This is a genomic window from Blastococcus sp. TML/M2B (assembly GCF_016612865.1).
Classification (GTDB): domain Bacteria; phylum Actinomycetota; class Actinomycetes; order Mycobacteriales; family Geodermatophilaceae; genus Blastococcus.
In genome coordinates this window covers 106,528-120,347 of sequence record NZ_JAENZZ010000001.1, presented here as the reverse complement: position 1 = coordinate 120,347, position 13,820 = coordinate 106,528, and the positions used below count along the sequence as shown (strand labels likewise).

Annotated in this window: 13 protein-coding genes, 1 tRNA gene and 1 pseudogene; 6 read left to right on the top strand and 9 right to left on the bottom strand. The window is 76.1% G+C overall.

The genetic code is table 11. The features are described from left to right. The first annotated feature begins 72 nt into the window (after window positions 1-72). Together JKP75_RS00550 and JKP75_RS00545 are read left to right on the top strand one after the other, a co-directional pair. A complete protein-coding gene (locus JKP75_RS00550; protein WP_309229389.1) occupies window positions 73-1,014 on the top strand; it encodes an alpha/beta fold hydrolase in 942 nt (313 codons plus the stop codon). 140 nt (window positions 1,015-1,154) lie between these two features. Next, the gene (locus JKP75_RS00545) at window positions 1,155-2,270 is read left to right on the top strand and encodes an NAD(P)/FAD-dependent oxidoreductase (protein WP_200489617.1); all 1,116 of its coding nucleotides are present in this window, start codon (window positions 1,155-1,157) and stop codon (window positions 2,268-2,270) included. A 76-nt stretch (window positions 2,271-2,346) separates the two neighbouring features. Here the strand turns inward: JKP75_RS00545 and JKP75_RS00540 are convergent, their stop codons facing one another. From JKP75_RS00540 to JKP75_RS23540, 4 genes are all read right to left on the bottom strand, one after another. Further along, window positions 2,347-3,009 (bottom strand): GerMN domain-containing protein, encoded by a 663-nt coding sequence (locus JKP75_RS00540; RefSeq protein WP_200489618.1) that lies wholly within the window; start codon window positions 3,007-3,009, stop codon window positions 2,347-2,349. Next, complete coding sequence (locus tag JKP75_RS00535; RefSeq protein ID WP_200489619.1) at window positions 3,006-4,379, bottom strand: HAMP domain-containing sensor histidine kinase; 1,374 nt, start codon at window positions 4,377-4,379, stop codon at window positions 3,006-3,008. Before JKP75_RS00535 ends, JKP75_RS00540 begins: the two co-directional genes overlap by 4 nt. 76 nt (window positions 4,380-4,455) lie before the next feature. Further along, window positions 4,456-4,710, bottom strand: coding sequence for a helix-turn-helix domain-containing protein (locus JKP75_RS23545; protein ID WP_309229388.1), 255 nt, complete (start codon window positions 4,708-4,710; stop codon window positions 4,456-4,458). After that, a complete protein-coding gene (locus JKP75_RS23540) occupies window positions 4,680-5,162 on the bottom strand; it encodes a response regulator (protein WP_309229387.1) in 483 nt (160 codons plus the stop codon). Before JKP75_RS23540 ends, JKP75_RS23545 begins: the two co-directional genes overlap by 31 nt. A gap of 207 nt (window positions 5,163-5,369) precedes the next feature. On the opposite strand from JKP75_RS23540, the pseudogene JKP75_RS00525 reads away from it, so the two are divergent. The 3 genes and pseudogenes from JKP75_RS00525 to JKP75_RS00515 form a co-directional block, all read left to right on the top strand. Further along, window positions 5,370-5,663, top strand: a pseudogene (locus JKP75_RS00525) (STAS domain-containing protein); the annotation flags it as partial. After that, entirely contained in the window at window positions 5,663-5,926 is a 264-nt protein-coding gene (locus tag JKP75_RS00520; protein ID WP_375335639.1) for an STAS domain-containing protein, read from the top strand. The pseudogene JKP75_RS00525 and the gene JKP75_RS00520, both read left to right, overlap by 1 nt. A gap of 57 nt (window positions 5,927-5,983) precedes the next feature. Beyond that, window positions 5,984-6,460 carry a hypothetical protein gene (locus tag JKP75_RS00515; RefSeq protein ID WP_200489623.1) on the top strand — a complete coding sequence of 159 codons (477 nt, stop codon included), beginning with the start codon at window positions 5,984-5,986 and terminating at the stop codon, window positions 6,458-6,460. Here JKP75_RS00515 and JKP75_RS00510 read toward each other — a convergent pair. The 5 genes from JKP75_RS00510 to JKP75_RS00490 form a co-directional block, all read right to left on the bottom strand. Further along, on the bottom strand, window positions 6,457-7,284 hold the full coding sequence (locus JKP75_RS00510; RefSeq protein WP_200492935.1) for a hypothetical protein: 828 nt from the start codon (window positions 7,282-7,284) through the stop codon (window positions 6,457-6,459). The genes JKP75_RS00515 and JKP75_RS00510 overlap by 4 nt on opposite strands. A 363-nt stretch (window positions 7,285-7,647) precedes the next feature. Continuing rightward, a tRNA-Ser gene (locus tag JKP75_RS00505) sits at window positions 7,648-7,734 on the bottom strand. Between the two features lie 36 nt (window positions 7,735-7,770). Next, window positions 7,771-8,802, bottom strand: a complete 1,032-nt coding sequence (locus tag JKP75_RS00500; RefSeq protein ID WP_200489624.1) for an LLM class F420-dependent oxidoreductase — start codon at window positions 8,800-8,802, stop codon at window positions 7,771-7,773. Between the two features lie 12 nt (window positions 8,803-8,814). Beyond that, entirely contained in the window at window positions 8,815-9,669 is an 855-nt protein-coding gene (locus tag JKP75_RS00495) for a thioesterase family protein (protein ID WP_200492668.1), read from the bottom strand. Between the two features lie 102 nt (window positions 9,670-9,771). Then, window positions 9,772-12,420 carry a bifunctional diguanylate cyclase/phosphodiesterase gene (locus tag JKP75_RS00490; RefSeq protein WP_200489626.1) on the bottom strand — a complete coding sequence of 883 codons (2,649 nt, stop codon included), beginning with the start codon at window positions 12,418-12,420 and terminating at the stop codon, window positions 9,772-9,774. A gap of 148 nt (window positions 12,421-12,568) precedes the next feature. Between JKP75_RS00490 and JKP75_RS00485 the strand changes: the two genes are divergently transcribed. Further along, entirely contained in the window at window positions 12,569-13,789 is a 1,221-nt protein-coding gene (locus JKP75_RS00485; protein WP_309229386.1) for an MFS transporter, read from the top strand. Window positions 13,790-13,820 lie beyond the last annotated feature (31 nt).

Genomic DNA, 13,820 nt, shown 5'->3' with positions numbered 1-13,820 from the left:
AAGTCCGGGGATGGACGGGACTTTCGGTACAGAAAGTCCCTGCGGTTGGCGTAACCCGGCGGCAACAGGGCCGTGCTGCACTGGGGCATGCCGACGACGCCGCTGCCGCGGGAGACCCGGGTGGTGCACGGGCACCGGCGGGCGTTCGTGCGCGCCGGCGAGGGCCCGCCGCTGCTGCTCCTGCACGGCATCGGCAACAGCGCGCAGACCTGGGCCGGCGTCGTCGAGCGGCTCGCCGCCTCGCACACCGTCATCGCGCCGGACCTGCTGGGCCACGGCTCCTCGGACAAGCCGCGCGGCGACTACTCCGTCGCCGGCTACGCCAACGGGATGCGCGACCTGCTCTCGGTGCTCGACATCGAGCAGGCCACCGTCGTCGGGCACTCGCTCGGCGGCGGGATCGCGCTGCAGTTCGCCTACCAGTTCCCCGAGCGCTGCGAGCGGCTCGTGCTCGTCGGCAGCGGCGGGCTGGGCCCGGAGCTCTCGCTGACCCTGCGCGCGGCGGCGATGCCCGGCAGCGAGGCGGTGCTGACCGCGCTCACCCACCTGCCGCTCCCCCTGCGCGCCGGGGTGCGCGCGCTGGACGCCGTCGGCCGGGCCGTCGGGTGGGAGCGCGGCCGGGACCTCGCCGAGGCGGGCGAGGCGATGCTGGCGCTGTCCGACGCCGAGGCGCGCCGGGCGTTCCTGCGGACCCTGCGCAGCGTCGTCGACACCCGCGGCCAGTGCGTCACCGCCATCGACCGGCTGTACCTGGCCGAGGCGATCCCGATGCTGGTCATCTGGGGCAGCCGCGACCCGATCGTGCCGGTGGCGCACGCCGAGGCGATCCGGGAGCGGGTGCCCTCGGCCCGGGTCGAGGTGTTCCCGGACGCCGGGCACTGGCCGCACCTCGCCCGGCCGGACCGCTTCGTCGAGGTGCTTCTGGACTTCATCGCCGCCACCCGGCCGGTCCAGCACGACCGCGACGGCTGGCGGGCGCTGCTCGCCGCCGAACGCGCCCTCGCCAGGACCTAGCCCGGGGACTTTCGGTACAGAAAGTCCGGGGTTGAGAGGGACTTTCGGTACAGAAAGTCCCAGGGCGGGGCGGACTTTCGGTACAGAAAGTCCGGGGGATGGGCGGGCGGTGGGGACGCCGGGTGCCTAGCGTCGCTGCCGTGGAGCACTGGGACGTCGTCGTCGTGGGGGCCGGACCGGCGGGAGCGGCGACGGCGCTGGCGGCCCGGCGAGCGGCGCCGTCGTCCCGGGTGCTGCTGCTCGACCGCGCCGACTTCCCGCGGGACAAGGTGTGCGGCGACGGCATCGCACCCGAGGCGCTCGACGTGCTGGCCGGCCTCGGCGTGGACCCCGCCGCGCTCACCGACGGCTACCCGGCCGTGCCGCGGCTGCGGCTGCGCTCCCCCGGCGGCGCGGCCGTCGAGCGGGCGCTGCACCGGCCCGCGCACGTCGTGCCGCGCGCGGTGCTGGACGCGCGGATCCTCGACGCGGCCCTCATCGGCGGCGCCGAGTTGCGGCGGCACCAGGTGCGCCGGCTGACCGCGCACCCCGACCGGGTGGAGATCGACGGCGTGCTCAGCGCGGACGTCGTCGTGGGGGCCGACGGCGCGGAGTCCGTCGTCCGCCGGGCGCTGGGCCTGGCCCCCAACGAGCCGGACCGGATGGCCGTGGCGCTGCGCGGCTACGCCCCCGAGCTCCCCGGGCAGCGCGGCGTGCAGGTCATCGCGACCACCGAGCAGCGCTGGCCGGCCTACGCGTGGTCCTTCCCGCTCGGCGACGGCCGGGCCAACGTCGGCTACGGCGAACTGGTGTCCGGCGGCGCGAGCCGCGCCGCGCTGGTCGAAGGGCTGCACCGGCTGCTGCCCGGCGTCGAGCCCGACGGGCTGCGGGCGCACCGGCTGCCGCTGTCCACCCAGCGGCCGCGGCAACCCGACGGCCGCGTGCTGCTGGCCGGCGACGCCGCCTCGCTGATCAACCCGCTCACCGGCGAGGGCATCTTCTACGCGGTCCTCTCCGGCTCGCTCGCCGGCGCGGCGGCGGTGCACGGGGCCGACGCCGGGCGAGCCCACCGGCGGGCGCTGCAGCGGCGGCTCGGCCGGCACCTGCGGCACTCGTCGGCGGCGTCCCGGCTGAGCCGCTGGCCCCGGATCATGGACGCCGCGTTCCGCGCCGCCGCGGCCGAGCAGCGGGTGTTCGACGACGTCGTCGACCTCGGGCTGGCCGACGGCCGGCTCACCCTGCCGACCCTCGCCGCCGCCGTCCGGCACCTCCGCTGACCTCCACGAGATCTGCACACTCGGGCCTTTCGGTACCGGGAGAGCCCCGAGTGTGCAGATCTCGCGGACGGGGGCGTCAGGAGGGCGGGGCGGCCGGGACCGGGGAGACCTCGGGGACGGCGGTCGGCGCGGGGACGGCCGTCGGCGAGGGCGTGGTGGCGACCGCGTAGTCCTGCGCGGTGAGCGGCCCGGCGGTCAGCGCGCCCGCCGGCAGCGGCGCCTCGATCGGCTCGCCCGCCAGCTCCAGCAGCACCGCCTCCACCCCCGGCACGCTGGTCGCGGTCAGCACGATCTGCGCGACCGCGCGGCGCCCGGCGACCACGGAGAGCGCCTGGTCCTGCACCTGCAGGTCGATGGTGGCCGTGCCGTCGTCGAAGCCGGTCACGCTCAGCCGGACCTCCGGCGGGAGCAGCGAGTACAGCTGCTCGTCCCGCTCGGCGCGGCTGGGCCCGGCGGCCAGCTGCTCCAGCAGGAACGCCAACCGCTCGCGGCGGGTCGAGCCGCTGACCTCGCGCACCCGCGGGACGACGGCGTCCTCCGCCGACACCCAGTAGACGCGGGAGGGGTCGGTGGTGGCCTCCGCGCTCGGGGTGGGCGTGGCCGTCGGGCTCGGCGAGGCCAGCCCGTAGGGGATGTCGGTGGGCTCGATCCGGTTCGGCGTGCCCCCCGTGGGCACGCCGCACCCGGCCAGGAGCACCCCGAGGACGACGGCGAGCAGCCCTGCGCGGCGGCCGGTCACGAGCCGGCCACCGGCAGGGAGAGGGTGAAGCGCGCGCCGCCGTCGGGCCCATCGGTGACCCAGGCGGCGCCGCCGTGCCGCGTCGCGGTCTCGGCCACGATCGCCAGGCCGAGCCCCGCGCCGGGCAGCGAGCGCCGGGCGGCGCCGGCCCCGCGGGCGAACCGCTCGAAGATCCGCTCGCGGTCCTCCACGGGCACGCCCGGTCCGGCGTCGTCGACGGTGAGGACGACGGCGTCGTCGCGGCGCCACACCTCCAGCCGGCAGGCACCGCCGGCGTGCCGGTCGGCGTTCTCCAGCAGGTTGCGCACGGCCCGCTCCAGGCTGGTCTTGTCGCCGAGCACCGTGGTCGCGTCGTCCGGAGCGGCCTCGAGCAGGTCCGCCGGGCGGCCGGTCACGGCCAGCACCTCCCGGGTGAGCGCGCCGAGGGACACCGGCCGGCTCGTCGCCGTCGTGGCGTCCCCGTCGATGCGGGCCAGCTGCAGCAGGTCGTCGAGCATCCGGCGGAACCGGCCGAGCTCGCCCTCCACCAGCGCGAGCGCCTGACCGGCACGCGGCGAGAGCTCCTCCCGGCAGGTGCCGAGCACCTCCACGCTGGTGACCAGGCTGGTCAGCGGGCTGCGCAGCTCGTGGCTGACGTCGCCGACGAAGCGGGCGTCGCGGTCGATCCGGGCGGCCAGCGCGTCGACCATGCTGTTGAAGCCGGCCACGATCGCGACCAGGTCGGGGTCGTCGGTCGGGGGCAGCCGGGTGGTCAGCTCGCCGCCGGCGATCCGGGTGGCCGCACCGGCGACCTGCTCCAGCGGCTGCACCGCCCGCCGGCTGGCCCACACGCCGAAGGCCGCCCCGACTGCGGTCGCCGCGGTGGCCGCCGCGGCGAGCACCGCGGAGAGCGTCGTCAGCGCCTGCCGCAGCTCGGTGAGCCGGCCGATCTCGTAGTACTCCACGCCGGCCGCGCGCAGCGGCACCCCCACCATGAGCGCCGGGCCGTCGGGGGCGTCGATCCGCACCGAGCCGGCCGCGCCGTCGGCGACGATCCGCTGCAGCTCGGCCGGGACGTCGCGGGCGCCGAGGTCCAGGCTCGAGGAGTACCAGGACTCCCCGCTGCGGACGACGACGTCGGCACCGCCGGAGGGCACCAGCTCGGTGATCAGCTCACCGACGTCGGCACCCGCGGTGGCCAGCCGGCCGTTGAGCACGTTGGCGTCGGCGAACGCCTGCCGGGTCAGCGAGCTCTCCCGCTGGTCCAGCAGGTAGCTGCGCGCGAGCAGGAAGGTGGTGCCCACGAGCACGACCGACACGAGCAGGGTCACCGCGGCGAACCCGAGGACGATGCGCGCCCGGAGCCCGAGCCCCCCGAGCGCCCGCCTCACGGTGTCCCTGCGGTGGCTCCGGCGGGCCGCTCCGCTCCTCGCTCGTTCCTCGCTGCGATGCTCACGTCCCTGTCGCTCACCGGGGATCCAGCCGGTATCCCAGCCCTCTCACGGTTACGACCAGCCGAGGAGAGCCGGGGTCGGTCTCCACCTTGGTGCGCAACCGCCGCACGTGGACGTCGACGATCCGCTCGTCGCCGAAGAAGCCGTGCTCCCACACCCGCTCCAGCAGCGCCTGCCGGCTGAACACCCGCCCCGGCGAGCCGGCCAGCTCGCACAGCAGCCGGAACTCCGTCAGCGTCAGCGGCAGCTGCTCCTCGCCCCGGTGCACGGTGCCGCGGCCCTCGTTGAGCACCAGCGGCGCGACCGGGTCGGAGTCGAGCACGACCGCCTCGGGCGGCCGCTCGGCGGCGCCGCTGCCGGCCCGGCGGCGCAGCGCCCGTAGCCGGGCGGTGATCTCCTTGGTACCTCGAACGGTTTCGTCACGTAGTCGTCGGCGCCGGCCTCCAGCGCGGCGACGATGTCATGGGTGTCGGCGCGGGCGCTCACCACGATGATCGGCAGGTCGTGGCCCCGCCGGACCTCGCGGATCACCGCGTAGCCGTCCATCGAGCCGAGCATCAGGTCCACGACCATGAGGTCAGGGGCGGCCACGGCGACGGCGCGCACGGCCTCCTCGCCGGACACCGCCTCGGCGACGTCGTAGCCCTCGTCCTCCAGCGCCCACCGCAGCGCGGTACGGATGGAGTCGTCGTCCTCGACGACCAGGAGACGCAGTGCCACGGCCGCCATGCTGCCACCGCGCCCGCACCGTCCGGTCCGGGAGCGGAGGACCGTCATGCGATCGCAACGGACCGTCGCAGCCGATCGCAACGTCCCGCGGCCACGCTGGTGCGCAGTGCCCGCGCCGTCGTCGAAGGAGCCGCATGACCACCACCGCCGCCATCCGCGCCGCGGCGTCCAGCCAGGGTCGACGCCACCGGGGACGAGGTCACGATCCACCTCGACGACACGCTGTTCACCGACGGGCTGGCCGACGTCCGCTGGCTGCTGCACGACGCGCTGCTGGCCGGCGCCCGGCGGCTCGTGGTCGACCTGAGCGGCGTCCAGCACCTGTCCAGCACGGCGGTGGCCAGCTTCCTGTGGGCGCACCGCATCTGCCGGGCCCGTGGCGGCACCGTCGTCCTGCGCGGTGCCAACCGGCGCACGCTGGACCTGCTCCGGCGCACCGGGCTGTGGCGCGTGCTCCGGCTGGAGACCGGGCGCGGGCAGGAGGTGGCGTGATGCTCTCGGAGACCGTCGACCTGCGGATCGGGGTCATCCGCGCCTCCGGTCACCTCAGCGCGCAGGGCGCGGACCTGCTGCGCGGCACCGCCGACTCGCTGCGCGAGGGCGGGCACCGCCGCGTCGTCGTCGACCTCGCGGGGGTGCGGGGCGCCGACGACGACGGCCTGGACGTGCTGCGCAGCCTGCGGGCCAGCTTCGCCGCCGACGGCGGGGAGCTCGTGCTCCAGCACATCGGCCGGCTGGACGCCGACGCGGTCTGATCCGCGCAGCGGGCAGAATCGGCTCCCGTCACCGACGAGGACAGGGAGCCGCACGCCATGGGGTTGTTCGACCGCCGGGCCGCACCGCCGGACGACGGGACGGCGCCCGCCATCGGTGCCGCCGAGCTCGCCGACGCCACCGCGCTCATGGACCGCTGGGACGCAGCCCTCGGCAGCAGCGACGCCATCTGGGCGACCCTGGCGCAGATCGCCGACCGCGGCGCGACGCCCCCGTGGCCGTGGTGGGCCGCGGCGTCCCGGGCCGCGGCGGAGGCCGGCGACCCCGTGCTGGTGGGCCGGATCTTCCTGTTCACCCACCTCGTCGCGACCCAGCTGGCGCCCCGCATGACGCCGGAGAAGGAGCGGGAGGTGGGGCTGGGCCGCCCGGACCCGCTCTCCTACCGCGCCGTCGCCGAGCTGGCGATGCGGACGCTGCCCCAGCTCCCGCAGGAGCAGCTGCTCCACGACACCGCCACCGGCAAGGTGGACGCGGCGGCGGCGTGGACCATGGCCGCGGCGGTCGCCGCCAGCTAGCGCAGCGCCGTCACCAGGGCGCAGGCGGTCGCGCCGGCCGGCTCCACCACGAACCCGAGCTGCTCGAGCACCTCGAGGATCGCGGCGTTCATCAGCCGCTGCACGGCCTCGTCGGCGGTGGCGCCGCGCGACTGCTGCAGGCTCATCCGGTCGTGCGGGCGCCAGCTGACCAGCAGGCCGCCGGCGTCCTGGTCGGGCACCAGGCAGACGCCGCCGCCGGACTGCGTGGCCCCCGCGTCGTGCAGGGGCAGGCCCGCCTCGACCAGCGCCGCGGCCACCTCGACGACGAGCGTGGTGAGCGGGTCGGTGTCGGTGAGCAGGTCGTCCCACTCGGCGGGCAGCCGGTCCAGGTGCCGGCCCAGCTCGCCCAGCCAGGCGCGCTCCTCCGGCGAGGGCTTGGGCTTGACGGTGCCGTCGGTGCGGCGGGTGCCGAAGACGGCGACGGCGGAGAGCCCGCCGGCGAACGCGGCCCAGTCGGCGTCGACCCGGTCGCCGAACGGCCCGGCCACCACCTGCGCCGCCTCGCCGATCAGCCACCAGGCGGGCCCGCCCTCGGCGACGGCGGCCGGCGCGGTGCGGACGGCGACGCTGCCCGACGACGCCCCGGCGGGCACCGCGGCCGCGGCCTCGCCGGACCGGGCGGGGGCACGACGGCCCGCGGGGTGGTTCGCCGAGCGCGGCGTGGCGGCCCGCGCGGGCTGCTGCGCGCCGTTGCGCTCGAACTCGTACCGAGCCGTGGAGCTGGCCCCGAGGGCCACCACCAGTCCGGTGAACACCAGGAAGCCCAGCACCACAACTGCCGGCCACACCAGCGTCGCGCCCATGGTCACGCGGGTACTCCTCAGCGCCAATGCCGCGGCGGGGAAGTGCCGCGGACAGGGCAGACGCTAGGGCTCTCCGGTCTCCCCATCGGCGGTCCTCGGCACGCATGTGACCGCCCCGTCACCGGATCGTTGCGGGAGACCCCGGGAGGGGGTGGTGACCCCTCCTCCGGTCCGGCGTCTTGTCGACAAACACCCCCGTGACCAGCGTGAAAAGCCTGGTGGAGGGCGTCGGTCACCCCGGACGACGTCCCGCGCGTGGCGTGTCGGAGATCTCGCCGGCGACCGGGCGCGTGGATGCGTCATGCGTACGACGGGAACGGCGCATCAGCGCGCCAGGTCGACGCCAGGTCGACGACGGGCGAGCGGAGGGCGTGGGATTCGAACCCACGATGGGTGTTACCCCATAGCGGTTTTCAAGACCGCCGCCATCGGCCACTAGGCGAGCCCTCCTGGCCCCCGCACTCTAGGCGGGGGCGCCGGACCGGCTCAGGACGCCCAGGCCTTGACCTTCTCCAGGGTGCCGACGACGTCGTCCCCGGCGACGCTCACGTTGAGCACGGTCACGCCGGCGTCCCGGTAGGCCTCGATCCGCTCCCGCACGAAGCTCTCCGGCCCGATCAGCGAGGTGGCGTCGAGGAATGCCTGCGGCACCGCGGCGGCGGCCTCCTCCTTGCGGCCGGAGAGGTAGAGCTCCTGGATGAGCTCGGCCTCGGCCTCGAAGCCGTAGCGGCGGAAGAGCTGGTTGTAGAAGTTGCGGCTCCTGGCGCCCATGCCGCCGACGTAGAGCGCGATGCCGGGCCGGGCGTTGTCGCGCAGGTGCTCGAGCCCCTCGCCGATGGCCACGGCGCCGCCGGCGACGACCTCCAGCGGGTCCAGCTCGGCCGGCCGGGCGGCCCGGCCCGCCGCGAGCGACTCGCCCCACACCTCGGCCGCCCGCTCCGGCCAGAACAGCGTCGGCATCCAGCCGTCGGCGAGCTCGGCGGTCAGCTCGACGTTCTTGGGGCCGAGGGAGGCCAGGTAGATCGGGATGCGGTCGCGCACCGGGTGGGTGATCAGCTTGAGCGGCTTGCCCAGGCCCGTGCCCTGCCCCTCGGCCAGCGGCAGCGTGTAGTAGCGGCCCTCGTGCTCGACCGGCTCGCGCCGCCAGACCGTGCGGCAGATCTCGATGACCTCGCGGGTGCGGCCGAGCGGCGCGTCGTAGGGGACCCCGTGGAAGCCCTCGATCACCTGCGGCCCGGAGGCGCCCAGCCCGAGGATGGCGCGGCCGCCGCTGAGCAGGTCCACCCCGGCGGCGGTCATGGCCAGCAGGCTCGGGGTGCGGGTGTAGATGGGGAGGATCGAGGAGCCGATCTGCACGCGCTCGGTGATGGCGGCCAGGTAGCCCATCAGCGAGACGGCGTCGACCCCGTAGGCCTCGGCGACCCAGACGATGTCGATGCCCGCCGACTCGAGCGTGGCGACCCGCTCGGCCGCCTCCTTCATCCCGTTGGCGTAACCGACGCCGGTGGCGATGCGCATGGACCCGTCCCCTTACATCTCTTTGACCGACAACGGCGCGCCGCTGGGACCCCGGACCAGCACGCTCTGCGCGCTGAAGCCGAGCGGTCCGGCGGCGTCGTACAGGTGGGCGCCGCTGGTGCCGGCGCCGGTGGAACCGGTGTGGGCGGTCGTCCGGAGCCCCACCCAGCCGCCCGACAAGGGGCGGAAGGCGTTGATCGTGGTGTCGGCGTTGATGGCGTGCACGGCCCGCCCGGGTCGCCGGTCGTCGCCCCGCGCACCGCGCAGCAGGTGCGGCACGGCGTAGGTCCAGTCGGCGACGGCGGCGACCGCGACGGTGCCCGTGTTCTCCTCGCCCTCGACGAGCGGCACGGCCAGGCGGAACCACACGACCTCGGCGTCGACGTCCACGTGCACGTCGATGGCGTGGTGGAAGGCCGGCTCCTCGGATCCCGGCCGGGCGGCGAAGGGCGACACCCCCGCGGGGCCGTCCGCGGGCGGCGGCGGCGGGGGCGGCGCGTCGTCGGGCTCGTCGACGACGAGGTCGGCCACCCGCATCCGCAGCGCGCTGCCCCGGACGCACAGCTCGTCGTCGGCGTACATGGCGACGTCGACGAAGTCGATGCTCTTCCCGGACCGGACCGTCGTCGTCTCGACCCGCAGCGGCGCCATCGGCGCGGCCCGCATCATGTCGACGGTCAGCCGGACGACCTGCCGCTCCACCTCGCTCGGGTGGCGCTCCGCGGCGCGGGCGATCGGGGCCAGCATGGCGCTGCCGTGGAGGGTGCCGTGGTACCAGGGCCCGCGCGTGAGCGGCCCGGGGACGAGCAGGTCGCCGTCCTGCCGGAACAGCGCGCCCTCGCGCTGCGGCGTCCAGCTACCCGTCACGTCGCGGCTCCTCAGCAGGTCACGGACGACCGCCGGGGCCGCTCCCTGCCGTGGAGTGTGCCAAAGCACATCCCGGCGCCGGCCCGGAGGCCACCGACCAGCTCAGGACGACGGGACCAGCGCCTCCCGCCACGCGTCGCGAGCAGCGGCGGCGGGCAGCGGGCGGGACAGCAGGTACCCCTGGGCGAAGTCGCACCGCTGGTCGCGCAGCCAGGCCAGCTGGGCCTCCTCCTCGACGCCCTCCGCGACGACGCTCAGCCTGAAGGTGTGCGCGGCGCGGATCATCAGCTCGACCAGCTCGGCGTGGCCGGAGTCGGCCGACGCGACGAAGCTGCGGTCGATCTTCAGCGTGTCGACGGGCATCCCGGCCAGCTGGCCGATCGAGGTGTAGCCGGTGCCGAAGTCGTCGATCGCGACGGAGACGCCCAGGTCACGCAGGGCGACCAGGTGGCCGAAGGCGGCCGGGTCGTTGACCAGCACGGTCTCGGTGACCTCGACGACGAGCAGCTCCGGCGGCAGCCCCGAGGCCGCCAGCGCGTCGACGACGTCCTGGACGACCCGGGAGTCGGAGAGGTGCCGGCCGGAGACGTTGACCGCGACGGTGAGCAGCTCGGCGGCCGGGTGCTCGGCGCGCCAGGCGGCCACCTGCCGGGTCGCCTCGTGCAGCACCCAGCGGTCCAGGTCGCAGATGAGCTTGCTGGTCTCGGCCACCGGGATGAAGTCGTTGGGCGGCACCATGCCGACACCGGGCCGGTTCCAGCGCAGCAGCGCCTCGTAGCCCTCGAGCCGGCCCGACGCCAGGCCGACCACCGGCTGGTAGTGGACCTCGAGCTCCCCGGCGGCCAGCCCGGCGGTGAGCGCCGTCTCCAACTCGGACTGCGCGGCCAGCTGCGCCCGCAGCGACTCGTCGAACAGCTCGGCCCGCCCGCGGCCACGCGCCTTCGCGCGGTAGGCGGCGGCGTCGGCCTCGGCGAAGAGCACGTCGGCGTCGACGGAGGCGTCCTGGGCGACGGCGATGCCCACGCTGGCGCCGATCCGCAGCTCCTGGCCGCCCTCGACGGCCGGGTGGCTGACGGTGTCGATGAGCCGGCGGGCGAGCTCCAGGAGCTCGCGCTCGCCGGTCACCTGCTCGACGAGGACGACGAACTCGTCGCCCCCCAGCCGGCAGACGACGTCCCCGGGCCGCAGCGCGACGCGCAGCCGGTCGGCGACGATGCGCAGCAGGGCGTCGCCGGTGGCGTGGCCGAAGCGGTCGTTGACCCCCTTGAAGCCGTCGAGGTCGACGAAGAGCAGCCCGGTCATCGTGCCGGCGCGCCGGCCGCGGTGCAGCGCGGCGGCGGTGAGCGTGCGGGCCTGGATGCGGTTGGGCAGATCGGTGAGGGGGTCGTGCGCGGCCTGGTGGGCCAGCGCGGTCTGCAGCGACTCGCGCTCGCGGACCGAGGCCACCAGCTTCTCGACCGAGGCGTGCAGCAGCTCGCCGAGCGGGCCGGGCAGCGCGTCGGCCAGCACCGGGTCGGCGAGGTCGCCGCGGGTGACGGCGGCGGCCTGCGCCTGGATGCGGCTGAGCCCGGCGACCGTGGTCGCGAGCGCCGCCGACACCGTGCGCGCCTCCCGCGGGCCGCGGTCGGAGATCTCGACCAGCTGGCCGTGGCTGATCTTCTCCGCCTGGTGGGCCAGTGCGCCGAGGGCGCGGGAGACGATCCGCCCGACGACGACGGCGCCGGCCAGCGAGGCGACGACGAGCACCAGCCCGACGCTCAGCAGCAGGTCGCGCCGGTCGTTGGCCGCGCGGTGGTCGGCGACCGCGAGCGACTGGGCCTCCGCGGCCGCGTCGGCGAGGAGGTCGCTGAGCCGCGCGTCGCGGGCCGTCGCCTGGTCCACGAGGGAGATCAGCTGGGGCACCGACAGGATCGCGGCCTCGCCGGCGGCGTGCGCGGCGAGCAGTTGGTCGATGACGGCCACCTCCGGGGAGGAGGCCAGCGCCCGCCAGCTCCGCTCCAGCCGGTCCTGCGAGAGCTTGGCCATGTTGTCGCGGGCGGCGGTGTAGAGCGCCCAGTCCGCCCGCCAGGCCTCCCGGTCGTCCATCGCCACCCCGACCAGCTGCGTCCCGATGAACTCGGGCACCAGCCGGCCGGCGATGGTGGCGGCGTCGGCGACGAGCTGGACGTCGCGCACGGCGTCCGTCGTCGCCACCGGCGCCAGCTCGGCGCGGGCCGCGCGGGCGGCCCTCGCCTGCGCGCCGGCCAGGTCGTCGGCGAGCTCGAGGAAGTCGTCGTAGATCGACTCCGGGTCGGCCCCGGGCGCGTCCGCCGCGGCGCGCACCCAGCCGATCCGCCGGATGGCGGCGGCGGTCTCGGCCGCGGCGAGCGAGCTCTCCGGGATGGCGGCGAGCGCCTCGTTGGTGGCGGCCCGGGTGTCCTGCAGCAGCTGCCTGGCCGGCTCGCGCAGGTCGACGACGATGTCGCTGTCCTCGCCCAGCAGCGCCGAGGCGCTGTTGGGGGTGCCGACGATGACCTGGGTGAGCGTCGGGATGATCTCGCGGATGATGGCGCTGCGCGCGCTGTGCAGCCCGCCCAGCGCGGCGATCGCGGACTCCGATCGCGCCGCGCTGGCGGCCTCGGTGACGGCGACGCGCACGATGGCGCCGGTCAGGGCGAGCACGCCCACCAGCGGGACGAGCACCAGCGCGGTCAGGTACACCCACAGGGGCGTCCCGCGACGGCGTCGTGCCGCCCGTTCCTGGATCCGCATGCCCCTGCTGTCGGCGTGCCCGGCGCTCCTCTTGAGCGGACCCCCTCGCGGGGGTCGGGTTCCGGCCGTCCGGAGCCGCCCGCCGCGGGCGGGCGGGGCGCGCCGACAATGGCCGGGTCGCGCGCCGCGCGGCGAGGACGGAGGGCACGTGTCGCAACAGGCCCCGGCGGACGCCGGCCGGGTGGGGACGGCGCGCTGGTGGTGGTTCGCCGCACCGGCCGTCGCGTTGGTGCTGGTCGCGCTGTGCCTGCGGGCGCCGTTCGCCGCCGTCGGACCGCTGCTCGGGGAGCTGGGCGACGAGCTCGGGCTCTCCACCGGCGCCCTCGCCGTCGTCACCGCCCTGCCGCTGGTGTGCTTCGGGCTGGTGTCCTCCTTCGCCCCGTCGCTGGCCGCCCGGCTGGGGGTCCACGGCGCCGTCCTGACCGGGGTCGCGCTGATCGCGGCCGGCGTGCTGCTGCGGATCGCCGGCGCGCCGGGGTTGTTCGCCGGCACCGTCCTGCTCAGCGGCGGCATCGCGGTGGGCAACGTGCTGCTGCCGGCGGTGGCCCGGGCGGAGTACGGGGCCCGCGCCGCCGTCGTCCTCGGGGTGATCACCGCGGCGATGTCCGGCTCGGCGAGCATCGGGGCGGGCCTGGCCCGGCCGATGTCCTCGGCCGCCGGCAGCGCCTCGGCCGGGCTGCTGCTGTGGGGCGCGCTGGTGCTGGTCGCGCTGCTGGCGATGGCCGCGCTGACCCGCGCCCGCCGCGGCGCACCCCGGCCCGAGGCGGCGCCCCGTGGCGCCCGCACCGCGATCCTGCGCGACCCGGTGGCGCTGGCCGTCACGCTGTTCTTCGGCTTCCAGTCGCTGTCGTTCTACTCGATGCTCACCTGGCTGGCCGACGTCCTGGAGTCCGGGTCCGGGGTCTCGCCCGTGGCCGCCGGCGGGCTGCTCGCCGTCGCCACCGGGCTGGCCGTGCCGCTGGCGCTGGTCGTGCCGGGGCTGGCCGGCCGGCGCCCCGGGCAGCAGCCCTGGGTCCTGGTGGGCACGGTGCCCGTGCTGGCCGCCATAGCCGGCCTGCTCCTCGCCCCTGAGGCCGCGCCCCTGCTGTGGGCGGTGCTCTACGGGTTCGGCAGCGGCGTCTCGTTCCCGCTGTCGATGATGCTGATCGTCGCCCGCAGCCGCGACGTCGCCCAGACCGGCCGGCTCTCGGCGACCGCGCAGAGCGTCGGCTACCTGCTCGCCGCGACCGGCCCGCTCGGCGTCGGCCTGCTGCACGACGCCACCGGTGCCTGGGCCCCCGGCCTGGCGCTGATGTTCGGCGCCGTCGTCCTGCAGCTGCTCTCCGGCCTCGCCGCCGCCCGCCCCCGCTTCCTCTCCCCCGCCGTCTGAGCGCTCCCCGCTGGGATCAGGTCACCTGATC

Excerpts from the sequence above, each read along its gene's own strand:
- JKP75_RS00520 (WP_375335639.1), top strand. The coding sequence starts at position 5,663 with ATGCTCTCGGAGACCGTCGACCTGCGGATCGGGGTCATCCGCGCCTCC.
- JKP75_RS00515 (WP_200489623.1), top strand. The coding sequence starts at position 5,984 with ATGGGGTTGTTCGACCGCCGGGCCGCACCGCCGGACGACGGGACGGCG.
- JKP75_RS00510 (WP_200492935.1), bottom strand. The coding sequence starts at position 7,284 with ATGGGCGCGACGCTGGTGTGGCCGGCAGTTGTGGTGCTGGGCTTCCTG.
- JKP75_RS00500 (WP_200489624.1), bottom strand. The coding sequence starts at position 8,802 with ATGCGCATCGCCACCGGCGTCGGTTACGCCAACGGGATGAAGGAGGCG.
- JKP75_RS00490 (WP_200489626.1), bottom strand. The coding sequence starts at position 12,420 with ATGCGGATCCAGGAACGGGCGGCACGACGCCGTCGCGGGACGCCCCTG.